The organism is Halopseudomonas bauzanensis, assembly GCF_900114735.1.
Lineage (GTDB): Bacteria > Pseudomonadota > Gammaproteobacteria > Pseudomonadales > Pseudomonadaceae > Halopseudomonas > Halopseudomonas bauzanensis.
This window is the reverse complement of the sequence record NZ_FOUA01000001.1, coordinates 984,061-998,256: the sequence shown is the minus strand read 5'-3', so window position 1 is coordinate 998,256 and position 14,196 is coordinate 984,061. Positions and strand designations below refer to the sequence as shown.

The window sequence follows — 14,196 nt, the reverse complement described above, 5'->3', positions numbered from 1 at the left end:
GCTTTTTCATTGGAGCGGCGCCGGGATGATGGTGCCCACGGGTCGTGGTGTTACTCATCATCCGGGAATTGGTAGGCATCAGTCGAACTGGCGCCGTTGCGTGCATTGCGGGCGCGCAGGTTGCGATACACCGCGGCGCGCATCAACAGCATCGAGGTGACCGGCGCGGTGAGCAGTACGAAGGCGGTGATCAGCAGTTCATGAACGACCGGCCGTTCCTCGGTGCCACTGAAGTAGAGCATGGAGGCGATCAGGAAGCAGCCGGTCCCCACGGTAATGAACACCGCCGGGCCATGGATCCGCTGAAAGAAATTCGGCAGGCGCAGCAATCCCAGGGCGCCGATAAGGGTGATCAGTCCGCCGAGGACTAGCAGCAGTGCCACGGGTATCGCTAGCCAGGGGCTCAGATCGGTCATGGAGGCGGTCAGTAATTCGCTCACTCGATGATCTCCCCGCGAATGAGGAACTTGGCCAGGGCGATAGACGACACGAAGCCGAGCAGCGCGATCACCAGTGCCGCCTCGAAATACACCATGCTGGAAAAGCGGATACCCAGCAGCAGAATAAACAGCATGGCGGCCATCCACAGCGAATCCAGGGCCAGGATCCGGTCCTGCGCCGTGGGCCCGAGCAGCAGCCGAATGGCGCAGAACGCCAGGGCCAGCATGACGCACAACTGAGCAAAGCCGAGAGCCAGGGCGAGAACGACGGTCATGGCGCCTCCTGTTCAAAAATATCGATCAAGGGCTTTTCCAGGCGGGTCTTGATCATGTTCACCCACCAATGGGCATCATGCAGATCGAATACATGCAACGCCAGGTCGTTGCTGCCCGGAATGATCTCCACCCAGACCGTACCCGGTGTGGAGTTGATGATGCACGCCAGCACCGCCAGGCCATGGGGGTCACGCAGGTCGAGCGGGATGCGGATGAACTGGGAATTGAGCCGGCCGCCGCCGAACACGATCAGCGTGCAGACGTTGAAGCAGGACCGGAATATTTCAATCAGGGCATAGATGATGAGACGGATGATGGTGAAGGGGCGGGAAATCCGCACCGGTGTCGGCCGCAGCGGTGCGACCAGCAACGGCACGGCTATCGCCAGGATGGCACCGAGCAGCAGGTGCGCCGGCTCGATGCTCTGGTTGAGCATCAGCCAGAGCAGCAGCAGAAAGGCCGACAGCAGAGGCGAGGGCAGCCAGCGTTTCATGGTGTGGCTCCTTCGTTGATGACGACGCCAGGTACCGCTGTGATGGACATGACGCGGTCGATATACAGGCTCGGCTGGTGCAGCGCGCTGGCGGTACGGTCGAGATAGGCACTGACCGGGCCAGCCAGCACGGTCATGGAGATACAGAGTGCCAGCAAAAGGGATACCGGCATGGCCTCGGTCAATTGCAGGCGCGGTGCGGTGGCGTCGGTGGACCAGAAGGTGCGCACACCGAAACGCATCAGCGAAATAATGGCGGCCAGGCCGGACAGAATGATCAGGGCCAGCATGGTCCAGGCCAGCGGGCCGGCGGTGTACAGATTATCGATGAACATGCCGGCTGGGTTGAGCAATGCATGGAACAGGGTGAACTTGGCGACGAAGCCGGATAGGGGTGGCAGACCGGCGATGATCAGTGCACAGGCAACGAAGGCCAACCCGAGAAAGGCCATGGCCGCTGGAATGATCACCCCCGCGGATTCTTCCGGGTCATTGTCGATGGCGAAGGCCTCCATGGTCAGCGCCAGCATCGCCGCACTGGGTTTGCGGATGCGTTCGATCAGCTCGATCAACAGCATGAAGGCGGCCACTGCCAGGGTCGAGCTGAGCAAATAGAACAGCGCGGCGCTGACCACCTGTTGCTCGCCGTAGCCCACCGCGGCCAGCAGCGTGCCGGAGGAAATGATCGCGCTGAAGCCGGCCATGCGGCCCAGTTCCTGGCTACCCAGCAGACCGATGGTACCGAACGCCAGGGTGAGCAAGCCGGCGACCACCAGCGCTGTGCCGGAAATGGCCTGCAGCGAGGTCTCCTGGTCGGCAAAGACCAGCAGCCACAGGCGCAGCAGCACATAGACGCCAACCTTGGTCATCAACACCAGCATGGCGCCCACTGGCGGAGCGGCGGCCGCATAGGTGGTCGGCAGCCAGAAACCCAGTGGCCACATGGCGCTCTTGGTGAGGAAGGCAATGGCCAGGATCGCTGCTCCCACTTCCAGCAATAGTCGTTCGCTGTCATCCATACTGGCGGCGCGCACCGCCAGATCGGCCATGTTCAGCGTGCCGGCGGCAGCGTAAATGAGAGCGACGCCGATCAGGAAGAATGACGAGGCGAGCAGGTTGATGACCACGTACTGCATGCTGGCGCGGATGCGGTTGGGTTGCAGGCCGAGCAGCAGCAGGCCGTAGGATGCCGCCAGCATGATCTCGAAGAACACGAACAGATTGAACAGGTCGCCAGTGATGAACGCGCCGTTGATCCCTGCCAGCAGGAACTGGAACAGTGAATGGAAATGCACACCGGAGCGGCTCCAGCGTCGATAGGAGAACACCAGTGCCGCCGTGGCGATCACTGCGCACAGCGTCAGCATCAGTGCCGCCAGCCGGTCCACCACCAGCACGATACCGAAGGGTGCTACCCAGTTGGCGGCCAGATAGGCGCCCACACCATTCGGCCAGACCTCGCTGTCGGTCAACCAGAATAGGGCGATGGCGGTTACCAGCAGAGCCAGGGTGCCGGTCAGGTTGATGGCGAACTTCAATTGCTGGCGACGGCCGTTGAGCAAGACCAACAGTGCGGCGAACAGCAATGGCAGCAGTATGGGCAACAGAATCAATTGGTCGGCCCAGAACCTCATTGGCGCGGTTCCTTACCATCCACATGGTCGGTACCGGTCAGGCCGCGCGAAGTCAGCAACAGCACCAGATAGAGGGCCGAGGTGGCGAAACCGATGACGATGGCGGTAAGCACCAATGCCTGGGTGACCGGATCGGCGAACATGCCGACTTCGACCGGGCTGTCCAGGGTCAGCGGTGGCTTGTTGATCGACAGCCGGCCCATGATGAAGATGAACATATTGACCGCATAGGAAATCAGCAGCAGGCCAATGATGACCTGGAAGGTCCGCGGCCGGAGGATCAGCCAGACCCCGGAGGCAAACATGACGCCGATGGCGATGGCAATGACGGCTTCCATCAGTGTTTCTCCTTGTCAGTGGAATCGGCAACGTCAGCAGCAGACAGCGGCAGACGGTGACTGCGGATCGATTGGTGGGCCAGGGCCACCAGGATCAGCATGGTGGAGCCGACGACGACGCAGAACACGCCGAGATCAAAAAAGAAGGCGCTGGGCAGATGCAATGCACCTAGTACCGGCAGGTCAATATGCGCGGTATGAGTGGTCAGGAACGGGTAGCCCAGCAGCAATGCGCCCAGCCCGGTAAGTACCGCCAGGATCAACCCCAGGGCCAGCCAGCGGTGCGGTTGCAGGTGCAGGCGCGACTCGACCCAGAGGGTGCCGGCCAGCATGTACTGCAGAATGATCGCCACCGCGAAGATCAACCCGGCGACAAAGCCGCCGCCGGGCAGGTTGTGTCCACGCATGAAAAAGTAGACGGCGCACACCAGGATGATCGGCAGCAGCAGGCGCAGATAGATGCCCGGCACCATGAGATATCCGCTTTGCGCCTGTTCGGCCGGTGGCTGCTGGGCCGCTGGGTCGACGAAATTGGTCTGCTGGGGCGGCAGCGACATGCTTTCCGCCGCAGGGCGGAACCGCCGCAGCAGACCGTAGACCGTCAGCGCCACGATGCTCAGTACGGCGATCTCGCCCAGGGTATCGAAGCTGCGGAAATCTACCAATAACACATTGACCACGTTGCTGCCGCCGCCTTCTAACAATGCCCGTTCCAGGAAGAAACTGCCGATACCACTGCCGGCGGGCAGCATCAATACCAGGTAGCTGATGGCCGCCATGCCCAGGCCGGCCAGTGCCGCGACGATGAAATCACGCATGCGTCGTGCCCGGGCCCGGCGGTTTTCCTTCCGGTCCTGCTCGATCGACAGAATGCGCGGCGGCAGCCAGCGCAGGCCCAGCAGAATGAGGATGGTGGTCACGGTTTCCACCATCAGCTGGGTCAGGGCCAGGTCCGGCGCGGACAACCAGAGGAACGTCAGGCACACCACCAGGCCGGCTCCGCCGACCAGGCTCAGGGAGGCCAGGCGATGATACTTGGCCTGCCAGGCGGCGGCGACGGCGCAGCCGCCACCGATGATCCAGAGCAGGGTGAAGGGCAGGTGAGGATCGCTCGGTTGCAGGGCCGACCAGACCTGGGGTGCCGTCGCGGCGGCAGCAACGGCCGCGCCCAGACCCACCAGTATCATCAGTAGCAGCTGAGGTTGCAGGCGCCGGGTGCCGAGCAGTTTCTCCAGCCGCGAGGCACTGCTGCGTAACTCCAGCATGGTGCTTTCATAGGCCTGCTTGCCATTGAAGCGGTACAGCAGCGGCACCTGGTCACGATAGGTGAGATTGAACCGGGTGCGCAGGATGACGTACAGCAGCACTCCGCCACCCAGGGCGACAAAGCTCATCAACAGAGGGATATTGAAGCCATGCCACAGTGCCAGGCTGTAATACGGCGTTTTCTCTCCGAGAACGGCTTCCACGCCGTTGTGCAGCAGCGGGCCGACGCTCAGGCTGGGCACAATGCCGACAATCAGGCAGAACAACACCAGCACTTCCACCGGAAAGCGCATCCAGCGCGGCGGCTCGTGGGGCGTTTTCGGCAGGTCGGTGGCCGGCCTGCCGAAGAAGACATAGATAAAGCGCAGCGAGTAGGCCACGCTGAATACACCCATGGTGACTGCGGCCAGCGGCATCCACCAGTTGCTGGCGCTGCCCACCAGCAGCGCCTCGGCAAAGAACATTTCCTTGGACAGGAAGCCATTGAGGAACGGCACCCCGGCCATGGCCGCCGAGGCGACGATCGCCAGGGTCGCGGTTTGCGGCATCATCCGGTACAGGCCGCGCAGTTTGCGCATGTCACGGGTGCCGCTCTCATGGTCGATGATGCCCACCGCCATGAACAGCGAGGCCTTGAAGGTGGCATGGTTCATGGTGTGGAAGATGGCGGCGACCATTGCCAGCGGCGTGCCGATGCCGAGCAGGGCGGTGATCAGACCCAGATGACTGATCGTGGAATAGGCCAACAGACCCTTGAGATCATGCTGGAAGATCGCGATGAAGGAGCCGATCAGCAGGGTGCAGACCCCAGCGCCGCCGATGATCCAGGTCCATTCCGGCGTGCCGGACAGCACCGGCCACAGGCGCATGAGCAGGAAGATACCGGCCTTGACCATGGTCGCCGAGTGCAGATAGGCCGATACCGGCGTCGGCGCGGCCATGGCATGGGGCAGCCAGAAGTGGAAGGGGAACTGGGCGCTCTTGGTCAAGGCGCCCAGTGCGATCAGGATCAGCGTGGGCAGGTACCACGCGTGCTCGCGCAGGGTTTCGCCTGAGGCCAGCACCACATCGAGATCGTAGCTGCCGATGATATGACCAAGCATCAGCACCCCGGCCAGCAGGCACAGGCCGCCGGTGGCGGTCACGGTGAACGCCATGCGCGCACCGCGCCGGGCCTCGGCCCGGTGGTGCCAGTAGCCGATCAGCAGGAAGGACGACAGACTGGTCAACTCCCAGAACAGCACCAATTGCACCAGGTTTCCCGACAGCACTATGCCGAGCATCGAGCCCATGAAGGCCAGCAGGAAGGAGAAAAAGCGCGGTACCGGATCTTCCGGTGACATGTAGTAGCGGGCATAGACCACCACCAGCAGGAAGATACCGATGATCAACATGCTGAACAGCCAGGCCAGGCCATCCATGCGCAGGACCAGATTCAGCCCGTACTCGGGCATCCAGTCGAGTTGATAGCGCAGTACCTCACCGTTATTGATCTGGGGAAACTGGATGCCGATGATGATCAGGCCGGCCAGGGCAATGGCTGCGGCCAACCAGGCTTCACGGTTACGAGCGTTTGCCGGCAGGAAGGCCGCAAGAAAGCTCCCGATGAAGGGGGTCAGGATCAGGATCAGTAACAGCATGAGCTCCCAGGAGATGGTCAGAGGTTAGTGGGTTTGCGTTCGAGCCTCGATCAATGGCAGCGGCAACATGGTCGCGCCGGCACTCCGGGCATGCTTGATGCCGATGAGATATTCCGCAAAGCGGATGTTTTATTAGTAATTACCTGAATCTGCAAGCAAAAAGATATTACTGCATGCAAACTCCGGTCCCGGCGAGGCCGCAGTAGCCACCCGGATTCTTGTGTAGATACTGCTGATGATAAGGCTCTGCATAATAGAACGTTGTCGCGGGCAGGATCTCGGTGGTGACGACACCCTTGCCGGCTGCCTGCAGGGCCTCGGCGAAGCGGGCTTTGCTGACTTCCACCTGGGCCCGCTGCGCCATATCACTGACGTAGATTCCCGAGCGATATTGCGTGCCCATATCATTACCCTGGCGCATGCCCTGGGTTGGGTCGTGACTCTCCCAGAACACCCGCAGCAACTCGTCCAGCGCCAAAACCTCGGGATCGAATACCACCAGCACCACTTCGTTATGGCCGGTCAGTCCGGAACAGACTTCCTCATAGGTCGGATTGGGCGTCAGGCCGGCGCTGTAGCCGACCGCGGTGGTATAAACCCCATCCAGTTGCCAGAACAGCCGCTCGGCACCCCAGAAACAGCCCATGCCGACAATGATTTGCTGCATGCCTGCTGGGAACGGTGGCTTGAGCGGCGCACCCAGCACCGCATGGGTGCTGCTGGTGTGAACTGGTTCGGCGCGTCCGGGCAAGGCTTCGCTGGCGGTCGGCATGCGCAGTTTGTGTTCCGGCGGTGATTGGAAAAACATGGCAGGCTCCTGCAATGGTTGATGATTACCCCAGCAGCAGGCGCAGCAGGGCGTCGTCGGGCTGGCCGGTGGCGATGAAATGGGGGTTCAGCCAGTCAGCCCGATGGGGATAGGTGAAGCGCTCGCCATCGAGCCCGAGTACGCGGCCACCGGCTCCTTCCAGCACTGCCTGGGCGGCGGCGGTATCCCACTGACTGGTGGGGGCAAAGCGCGGATACAGGTCCGCTGCGCCTTCGGCCAGTACGCAGAATTTCAGTGAACTGCCAACGCCGGCCAGCTCGGTGCCATGGGCCTGCTGCAAACGATCGAGCAGAGCTTCCTGTTCCGGACTGGTATGTCGGCGACTGGCGACGATACGCAACGGCATGGAGGGTGCTCGGCAATGGATGGGCTGGGGTGCATCGCTGCCTTGCTGGCGCCAGCTGCCCAGCCCGGCACCGCCCCAGTAGAGGGTATCACGCGCGGGTACGCCGACCAGACCAAAACGTACCTGGCCATGCTCGATCAGCGCGATATTGACGGTGAACTCCTCTGATCCGGCGATGAATTCCTTGGTGCCGTCCAGCGGATCGACGAGCCAGAAACGATCCCAGTGCTGGCGCTGATCAAGTGGCACGTCAGCTGCCTCTTCGGACAACACCGGGATTTCCGGCGTCAGTGCGTGCAGGCCGTCCATGATCACCTGGTTGGCCGCCAGATCGGCGGCGGTAACCGGCGAATCGTCGGCTTTGGTAATGACCTCGGGATTATGCTGCCACCAGGGCAGGGCGGCTCGACCGGCATCGCGGGTCAGCTGGCACAGCCGCTCGGCGGCAACCGGCAGACTCATCGCTGCAGCTCCCCGCGTTGCTCCAGCAGATCGCGGACCAAATACAGCGCGGCCAGTGCCCGGCCCTCGGAAAAGCTCGGCCGGGTCATCAGCTCGCTCAAGGCATAGAGATCGACGCTGTCCACCCGGATCGGCTCGGGCTCGTCACCGGGCAGGCGCTTCTCATAGAGATTGCGCGCCAGCACCACCGAGATGCTCTGGCTCATGTAACCGGGCGACAGGGCCAGCTTGCCCAGCAATTCCAGGCGCTCGGCACCGAAGCCGGCTTCTTCCATCAGTTCGCGGTTGGCCGCATCCAGCACATCTTCGCCGGGCTCGACCAGGCCCTTGGGCAGGGACAGCTGATAATCCTGGGTGCCGCCGCAATACTCTTCGATCAGCAGGGCGGTACGTGCATCCTTGAGCGCCACCACCATTACCGCCCCGTAGCCCACGCCCGAGCCGACCAGGCGTTCATAGGTGCGCTCGGTGCCGTTGCTGAAGCGCAGCTGCACCTGCTCAACGGTGAACAGGCGGCTCTTGGCGACAACGCGGGCATCGAGAATCTCTGGCTTCTGCGGCATGCTGGCTCCGTGATCAATGAATGGTTTGTTATCATAGCCGTCCATTTCAGCAAAGCCCAATCATCCATGCTCAACTGGAACACCATCGACACCGTCCTGCTGGATATGGACGGCACGCTGCTCGACCTGCATTTCGACAACCATTTCTGGGTCGAATACCTGCCCCAGCGCTATGCCGAGCACCACGGTCAGTCACTGGCCTGGGCGAAACGGGAAATCCATCCGCTGATGCAGCGCATCCAGGGCAAGCTGGACTGGTATTGTCTGGATTTCTGGACCCGCGAGCTGGGCCTGCCGATCGTCGAGCTCAAGCGCGAGGTAGCCCACCTGATCGGTTTGCGCCCGGACGCCGACACCTTTCTCCAGGCCTTGCAGCAGAGCGGTCGGCAGGTGATCCTGATTACCAATGCGCACCGCGACTCGCTGTCGCTGAAGATGGAACGGGTCGAGCTGCGCACCTATTTCCAGCGGCTGATCAGCTCCCACGATTTCGGCTATCCCAAGGAAGAGCAAGCCTTCTGGCACGCCTTGCGCAGCGAAGTGGAGTTCGATCCGGAGCGTACCCTGTTCATCGACGACGGCCTGAGCATCCTGCGCGCTGCCCGCGAGTTTGGCGTTGCCCAGCTGTTGGCCGTCCGTCAGCCGGACAGCCGCGGCGAGCTGCGTGATACCGAGGAGTTCGACGCGGTAGAGGACTATGCCACCCTGGTGGCGGCGATCACCGCCGCGCAGAACGCCTGAGCATCGGCACTCTGATCAGGCGGCGACCGGGCTGACCCGCAATCAGCCCTTGCCCTTGGTACGGGTCTGATTGGGTCGGGCGTTTTTCTCGATGTACGCGATGATCAGTCCGGCAATATCCTTGCCGGTAGTTGATTCGATACCTTCCAGCCCCGGCGAGGAGTTGACCTCCATGACCACCGGGCCGTGATTGGAGCGCAGGATATCCACCCCGGCCACGTTCAGCCCCATGACCCTCGCCGCGCGCACGGCGGTCATGCGTTCCTCGGGCGTGATCTTGATCAGGCTGGCACTGCCGCCGCGATGCAGATTGGAGCGGAACTCTCCTGGCTTGGCCTGGCGCTTCATCGCCGCGATCACCTTGTCGCCGACCACCAGGCAGCGGATATCCGCGCCACCGGCCTCGCGAATATATTCCTGCACCATGATATTGGCTTTCAGACCCATGAAGGCCTCCAGCACCGACTCGGCGGCCTGTTCGGTCTCGCACATCACCACGCCGATGCCCTGGGTGCCTTCCAGCAGTTTGATCACCAGCGGTGCGCCGCCAACCATATTGATCAGGTCGGGAATATCATCCGGCGAGTGAGCAAAACCAGTGACCGGCAGCCCTACCCCCTTGCGCGACAGCAGTTGCAGCGAGCGCAACTTGTCGCGGGAGCGACTAATGGCCACCGACTCGTTCAACGGGAACACGCCCATCATCTCGAACTGGCGCAGGACCGCCGCGCCATAGAAGGTGATCGAAGCGCCGATCCGCGGGATCACTGCATCGAAGGGCTCAAGCTCCGAGCCCTTGTAATGGATGCTCGGCTTGTGACTGGCGATGTTCATGTAGGCACGCAGGGTATCGATTACCTTTACCTCGTGGCCGCGCTCCCGTCCGGCTTCAACCAGGCGGCGGGTAGAGTAGAGATTGGGGTTGCGCGACAATACCGCAATTTTCATGGTGTTTTTTTCAGCCTTCTGAATGAAAGAGGTTGGTCTGAGGTTGGTCCTGCACAAAGCGTAGCCCAGGATTGATGACCAGTTGACCGTCCAGCATCGCGGTGCAGCCGAGCAGCACCCGGTAGCGCATCGACTTACGGCAGGTGAGGGAGAAATCCACCCACCAGCATTTGTCGCCCAGCACCATGGGGGTACGGATGACATGACGTTCCTGCAGGTGACCGTTGGAGCTTTTGATCCGCTTGAAGCTGACCAGCCGGGCCTCGCAATCGATATCCTGCGGCTTGCGCGGCGTACCGACATGCGCTTTGAAGCGCACCCAGGTCTCGTCGTCACGCTCGAAGGTCTCGATGTCGGTGGCATGCAGCGCAGAGGTTTTGGCGCCGCTGTCAACCTTGGCCCTGACCTTGGCTATCCCCAGCCCGGGCAGCCCGATCCACTCACGCAGGCCGATCACGGTCAGATGATCGAAGGTCTTCATCCTGTGGTCTCTCCAGGTCCGCTGCAATGGCGCGCATCATGGGCCAAGATCATTGTTTCAACAAGCGGGAAAAACGTCAGTACGGGCGCCATTCATCCTCCGTCACAGTTGCTCTGCAGCCGGGCCGAAATGCTGCGGTGCTGTCCTTGATACACTGGCGGCATCAACCCGGTTCACAGGAGTACAGACTCGATGGGCGATGATGGCAAGGCGCGGCTGGATAAATGGCTGTGGGCAGCTCGGTTTTTCAAGACCCGTGCATTGGCCAAGGCGGCGATAGAAGGCGGCAAGGTGCACTGCCGGGGCGAGCGCTGCAAGCCCAGCAAGGAGCCGAAAGTGGGCGATGAACTGCAGATTCGCCAGGGGCATGACACCCGTGTGGTAGTGGTTCGGGAGCTGTCCATGGTCCGCCGTGGGGCGGTCGAGGCGCAGCTGTTGTACGAAGAAACCGCCGCCAGCGTTGCCCAGCGTGAAGCGGCGGCAGCCCAGCGACGGGCGGCCGGTCCGGGCCTGCTGATCAGCGAGCATCGCCCGACCAAGAAGCAGCGCCGACAGATCCACCGCTTTCGCGACGAGCGCAATGCGCCTTCCGATGACTGATTGGGTATAATCAAGGTTTTTTCCAAGGTGCAAGCCATGTCCTCCCAGGATGTCACCCAGCGTTTTCTGTTCGAGCATGCCGACGTGCGCGGCGAGCTGGTGTCGTTGAACCAGAGCTATAACGAGATTCTTGCCAAGCATACCTATCCCGAGCCGGTGAAGGCGCTGCTGGGCGAGATGCTGGCCGCCGCGGTGTTGTTGTCCACTGCGATCAAATTCGATGGGCTGCTGATCATGCAGGCTCGTTCTTCCGGTCCGCTGTCGACCCTGATGGTCGAATGTTCCAGCCAGCAGGAAGTCCGCGCCATTGCCAGATACAGTGACGACCTGAGTGGCGAAGGATTGGCCGAACTCATGCCCGATGGTGTACTGGCGATCACCATTGATCCCGATCAGGGGCAGCGATATCAGGGTGTGGTCGCGCTGGACGGGGACTCGCTGGCCGACGCGCTGGCCGGTTACTTCGATAGCTCCGAACAATTACCCAGCCGTTTCCGCCTGCTGGCTGACGGGCGCACCGCCCGGGGCTTCATGTTGCAGGCGCTGCCCGCCAATCGTCAGACCGACCCGGACGAGCGCAAGGAAACCTGGAATCGCCTGAGTGTGCTGGCCGACACCCTCACCGTCGAGGAGCTGATGGCACTGGATAACCAGACCATTCTGCATCGTCTTTATCACGAAGAAGATGTCCGGCTGTTTGATGAGCGATCCGTTAGCTTCCGGTGCAGCTGCTCGGCGGAACGATCCGGCAACGCGCTGGTCAGTCTGGGGCGGGAGGATGCATTCCTGTTGCTGGAGGAGCGGGGCGGCGAAATCGAGGTCGATTGCGAGTTCTGCAATACCCGCTATCTGTTTGACCGCGCAGCATTGGTCGAGCTGTTCGAAAAGGCCCGGGATCACGCCCAGAGTCTGCATTGATGCCCATGGCGTCCGCTGTTTAGCGCCACGGCCAAAACTTTGGCATAATGCCGGGCTTGCGCGGTGATGGCGCTTTTTCATGAGCTGTAAAAAAACCTAGGTGCTGAGGCCGAATCCATCGGTCTTGTGGATATTTCGGTCAAGCCGAAGAGGACGAAGTTTGATGACGCAAGCTACCAACACAGTATTTAACGACCTGAGTATTGCCGAGCTGATCGAGTTGGCGGTCCAGCGCAACGAAGGTCGACTGGCCGATACCGGCGCCCTGGTGGTCAAGACCGGCGCACGCACCGGCCGCTCGCCGATGGACCGCTTCATCGTTGATGAGCCATCGACCAGCTCCGCCATCGCCTGGGGTCCGATCAACCGCCCGTTCCCGGCGGACAAGTTCGACGCCCTGTGGACCCGGGTCGAGGATTACCTCGCCGAAGGCCCAAGTTATCTGTCCCACGTTCATGTCGGCGCCAGCCCGGAGCATTACCTGCCGGTGGTCATGGAAACCGAAACTGCGTGGCACAATCTGTTCGGTCGTACCCTGTTCATCAATCCGCAGCAGTACAACCCCGCCGGCAAGGATCACTGGCAGATCCTCAATGCGCCGCATTTCGTCTGCGAGCCCGAGCGTGATGGCACCAACAGTGACGGCTGCGTGATTATCAACTTCGCCCAGCGCAAAGTGCTGCTGGCTGGCATGCAGTACGCTGGCGAAATGAAGAAGGCCATGTTCTCGGTACAGAACTTCCTGCTGCCGGCCAAGGACGTGCTGCCGATGCACTGTGCTGCCAACGTCGGTGACGATGGTGACACCACCTTGTTCTTCGGTCTGTCCGGCACCGGCAAGACCACCCTGTCCGCTGACCCGGCGCGCAACCTGATCGGCGACGATGAGCATGGCTGGGGCGAGGGTGTCGTATTCAATATCGAAGGCGGCTGCTACGCCAAGTGCATCGACCTGTCGCAGAAGAACGAGCCCATTATCTGGGATGCGATCAAGTTTGGCTCGGTGCTGGAAAACGTCATCATCGATGAGGACAACCGCAAGGCGGATTACACCGACGTCTCTCTGACGCAGAACACCCGTGCGGCCTATCCGCTGGAGCATGTCGAGAAGCGCGTCGAGGCCAACCTGGCTGGTGAGCCGAACGCGATCATCTTCCTGACCTGCGACCTGACCGGGGTGCTGCCGCCGGTATCCATCCTGAATAACGAACAGGCTGCGTACCACTTCCTGTCCGGTTACACCGCGCTGGTTGGCTCCACTGAAATGGGTTCTGGTGGCGGCATCAAGTCCACTTTCTCTACCTGCTTCGGTGCGCCGTTCTTCCCGCGTCCGGCTGGTGAGTATGCGGAACTGCTGATCAAGCGCATCAACGCCTTCGGCAGCAAGGTCTATCTGGTCAACACCGGCTGGACCGGCGGTGGCTATGGTGTCGGCAGCCGCTTCAGCATCCCGACCACCCGTGCCATTATTGCCGCCATTCAGTCCGGTGCACTGGTCGGTGCCGAGACCGAGCACGTCCCGGTCATCAACCTCGATGTGCCCAAGGCCGTGCCGGGCGTCGAGACCAAGTTGCTGAACCCGCGCAATACCTGGTCCGATGCTGCCGCCTACGATGCCGCTGCTCGTGATCTGGCTGGCCTGTTCATCGAGAACTTCAAGAAGTTCGACGTGGCTGATGCCATTACCAGCGCCGGTCCGCAGCTGTAAGCGCCATCCGGTAAACAACAAACCCGCCTTCTGGCGGGTTTGTTGTTTTTGGAGTGGGCATAGCTTTTGATAGTCCGTTATCGGGGTGTTCCGCCGCTATAGCAGGTGCTCGGAAGGCATCAGAGTAGGGTGGGCGGACAGCACTTGGCCCCGACAAGACAGTTTCTGTCCCGGGCTGGAAGTAAGGTGTGATTTTGAAAGGTGTTGCGAACAGAAGAGGTTTTGAGTGGTGGGTCGTGTAGGATTCGAACCTACGACCAATTGGTTAAAAGCCAACTGCTCTACCAACTGAGCTAACGACCCAATGCTCAAAAAAATGGTCGGGGTAGGGGGATTCGAACTCCCGACATCCTGCTCCCAAAGCAGGCGCGCTACCAGACTGCGCTATACCCCGATATTTACAAGATGGCTCCGCGACCAGGACTCGAACCTGGGACCCAATGATTAACAGTCATTTGCTCTACCAACTGAGCTATCGCGGAATTATCTTGAAAACTCTCAACAAGTTACTGT

General features: G+C 61.3%; 15 protein-coding genes and 3 tRNA genes. 4 read left to right on the top strand and 14 right to left on the bottom strand.

Features of this window, described 5'->3' with window-relative positions:
• Positions 1–50 precede the first annotated feature (50 nt).
• The 9 genes from mnhG to nudE all read right to left on the bottom strand — a co-directional run bounded on the left by mnhG (position 51) and on the right by nudE (position 8,287).
• Positions 51–440: a monovalent cation/H(+) antiporter subunit G gene (gene mnhG, locus BM267_RS04645; protein WP_235818220.1), complete on the bottom strand. Its 390-nt coding sequence runs from the start codon at positions 438–440 to the stop codon at positions 51–53.
• A complete protein-coding gene (locus tag BM267_RS04640; RefSeq protein ID WP_407920267.1) occupies positions 437–667 on the bottom strand; it encodes a K+/H+ antiporter subunit F in 231 nt (76 codons plus the stop codon). The genes mnhG and BM267_RS04640 overlap by 4 nt, the downstream gene beginning before the upstream one ends.
• A gap of 44 nt (positions 668–711) precedes the next feature.
• Positions 712–1,209, bottom strand: a complete 498-nt coding sequence (locus tag BM267_RS04635; protein WP_074777675.1) for a Na+/H+ antiporter subunit E — start codon at positions 1,207–1,209, stop codon at positions 712–714.
• Entirely contained in the window at positions 1,206–2,843 is a 1,638-nt protein-coding gene (locus tag BM267_RS04630; RefSeq protein ID WP_036989264.1) for a monovalent cation/H+ antiporter subunit D, read from the bottom strand. Before BM267_RS04630 ends, BM267_RS04635 begins: the two co-directional genes overlap by 4 nt.
• A complete protein-coding gene (locus BM267_RS04625) occupies positions 2,840–3,181 on the bottom strand; it encodes a Na+/H+ antiporter subunit C (RefSeq protein ID WP_036989265.1) in 342 nt (113 codons plus the stop codon). Before BM267_RS04625 ends, BM267_RS04630 begins: the two co-directional genes overlap by 4 nt.
• Positions 3,181–6,087 carry a monovalent cation/H+ antiporter subunit A gene (locus BM267_RS04620; protein WP_074777677.1) on the bottom strand — a complete coding sequence of 969 codons (2,907 nt, stop codon included), beginning with the start codon at positions 6,085–6,087 and terminating at the stop codon, positions 3,181–3,183. Before BM267_RS04620 ends, BM267_RS04625 begins: the two co-directional genes overlap by 1 nt.
• A 166-nt stretch (positions 6,088–6,253) precedes the next feature.
• The gene (gene msrA, locus BM267_RS04615) at positions 6,254–6,895 is read right to left on the bottom strand and encodes a peptide-methionine (S)-S-oxide reductase MsrA (protein ID WP_036989267.1); all 642 of its coding nucleotides are present in this window, start codon (positions 6,893–6,895) and stop codon (positions 6,254–6,256) included.
• 25 nt (positions 6,896–6,920) lie between these two features.
• Positions 6,921–7,724 carry a 3'(2'),5'-bisphosphate nucleotidase CysQ gene (cysQ, locus tag BM267_RS04610; RefSeq protein WP_036989268.1) on the bottom strand — a complete coding sequence of 268 codons (804 nt, stop codon included), beginning with the start codon at positions 7,722–7,724 and terminating at the stop codon, positions 6,921–6,923.
• Positions 7,721–8,287 carry an ADP compounds hydrolase NudE gene (nudE, locus tag BM267_RS04605; protein ID WP_036990195.1) on the bottom strand — a complete coding sequence of 189 codons (567 nt, stop codon included), beginning with the start codon at positions 8,285–8,287 and terminating at the stop codon, positions 7,721–7,723. Before nudE ends, cysQ begins: the two co-directional genes overlap by 4 nt.
• A 66-nt stretch (positions 8,288–8,353) precedes the next feature.
• On the opposite strand from nudE, the gene yrfG reads away from it, so the two are divergent.
• A complete protein-coding gene (gene yrfG, locus BM267_RS04600; protein WP_036989270.1) occupies positions 8,354–9,028 on the top strand; it encodes a GMP/IMP nucleotidase in 675 nt (224 codons plus the stop codon).
• Between the two features lie 42 nt (positions 9,029–9,070).
• On the opposite strand, the gene rimK is transcribed toward yrfG, so the two are convergent.
• The gene (gene rimK, locus BM267_RS04595; protein WP_036989272.1) at positions 9,071–9,976 is read right to left on the bottom strand and encodes a 30S ribosomal protein S6--L-glutamate ligase; all 906 of its coding nucleotides are present in this window, start codon (positions 9,974–9,976) and stop codon (positions 9,071–9,073) included.
• Between the two features lie 10 nt (positions 9,977–9,986).
• A complete protein-coding gene (gene rimB, locus BM267_RS04590; RefSeq protein ID WP_074777680.1) occupies positions 9,987–10,457 on the bottom strand; it encodes a retropepsin-like aspartic endopeptidase RimB in 471 nt (156 codons plus the stop codon).
• Between the two features lie 192 nt (positions 10,458–10,649).
• Between rimB and BM267_RS04585 the strand changes: the two genes are divergently transcribed.
• The 3 genes from BM267_RS04585 to BM267_RS04575 all read left to right on the top strand — a co-directional run bounded on the left by BM267_RS04585 (position 10,650) and on the right by BM267_RS04575 (position 13,683).
• Positions 10,650–11,057 (top strand): RNA-binding S4 domain-containing protein, encoded by a 408-nt coding sequence (locus BM267_RS04585; RefSeq protein WP_036989278.1) that lies wholly within the window; start codon positions 10,650–10,652, stop codon positions 11,055–11,057.
• Positions 11,058–11,093: 36 nt separating this feature from the next.
• A complete protein-coding gene (gene hslO / locus BM267_RS04580) occupies positions 11,094–11,975 on the top strand; it encodes an Hsp33 family molecular chaperone HslO (RefSeq protein WP_036990196.1) in 882 nt (293 codons plus the stop codon).
• 163 nt (positions 11,976–12,138) lie between these two features.
• Positions 12,139–13,683 carry a phosphoenolpyruvate carboxykinase gene (locus BM267_RS04575; protein ID WP_036989279.1) on the top strand — a complete coding sequence of 515 codons (1,545 nt, stop codon included), beginning with the start codon at positions 12,139–12,141 and terminating at the stop codon, positions 13,681–13,683.
• A gap of 227 nt (positions 13,684–13,910) precedes the next feature.
• Here BM267_RS04575 and BM267_RS04570 read toward each other — a convergent pair.
• From BM267_RS04570 to BM267_RS04560, 3 genes are all read right to left on the bottom strand, one after another.
• A tRNA-Lys gene (locus tag BM267_RS04570) sits at positions 13,911–13,986 on the bottom strand.
• Between the two features lie 14 nt (positions 13,987–14,000).
• Positions 14,001–14,077 (bottom strand) — tRNA-Pro (locus BM267_RS04565).
• Positions 14,078–14,089: 12 nt separating this feature from the next.
• Positions 14,090–14,165: transfer RNA gene (locus BM267_RS04560), tRNA-Asn, on the bottom strand.
• Between the last annotated feature and the right edge of the window lie 31 nt (positions 14,166–14,196).

Coding starts and splice junctions, on each gene's coding strand:
- BM267_RS04585 (WP_036989278.1), top strand. CDS start 10,650: ATGGGCGATGATGGCAAGGCGCGGCTGGATAAATGGCTGTGGGCAGCT.
- nudE (WP_036990195.1), bottom strand. CDS start 8,287: ATGCCGCAGAAGCCAGAGATTCTCGATGCCCGCGTTGTCGCCAAGAGC.
- yrfG (WP_036989270.1), top strand. CDS start 8,354: ATGCTCAACTGGAACACCATCGACACCGTCCTGCTGGATATGGACGGC.
- rimB (WP_074777680.1), bottom strand. CDS start 10,457: ATGAAGACCTTCGATCATCTGACCGTGATCGGCCTGCGTGAGTGGATC.
- BM267_RS04625 (WP_036989265.1), bottom strand. CDS start 3,181: ATGGAAGCCGTCATTGCCATCGCCATCGGCGTCATGTTTGCCTCCGGG.
- hslO (WP_036990196.1), top strand. CDS start 11,094: ATGTCCTCCCAGGATGTCACCCAGCGTTTTCTGTTCGAGCATGCCGAC.
- rimK (WP_036989272.1), bottom strand. CDS start 9,976: ATGAAAATTGCGGTATTGTCGCGCAACCCCAATCTCTACTCTACCCGC.
- msrA (WP_036989267.1), bottom strand. CDS start 6,895: ATGTTTTTCCAATCACCGCCGGAACACAAACTGCGCATGCCGACCGCC.
- BM267_RS04630 (WP_036989264.1), bottom strand. CDS start 2,843: ATGAGGTTCTGGGCCGACCAATTGATTCTGTTGCCCATACTGCTGCCA.
- cysQ (WP_036989268.1), bottom strand. CDS start 7,724: ATGAGTCTGCCGGTTGCCGCCGAGCGGCTGTGCCAGCTGACCCGCGAT.
- BM267_RS04640 (WP_407920267.1), bottom strand. CDS start 667: ATGCTGGCCCTGGCGTTCTGCGCCATTCGGCTGCTGCTCGGGCCCACG.
- BM267_RS04635 (WP_074777675.1), bottom strand. CDS start 1,209: ATGAAACGCTGGCTGCCCTCGCCTCTGCTGTCGGCCTTTCTGCTGCTG.
- BM267_RS04620 (WP_074777677.1), bottom strand. CDS start 6,087: ATGCTGTTACTGATCCTGATCCTGACCCCCTTCATCGGGAGCTTTCTT.
- BM267_RS04575 (WP_036989279.1), top strand. CDS start 12,139: ATGACGCAAGCTACCAACACAGTATTTAACGACCTGAGTATTGCCGAG.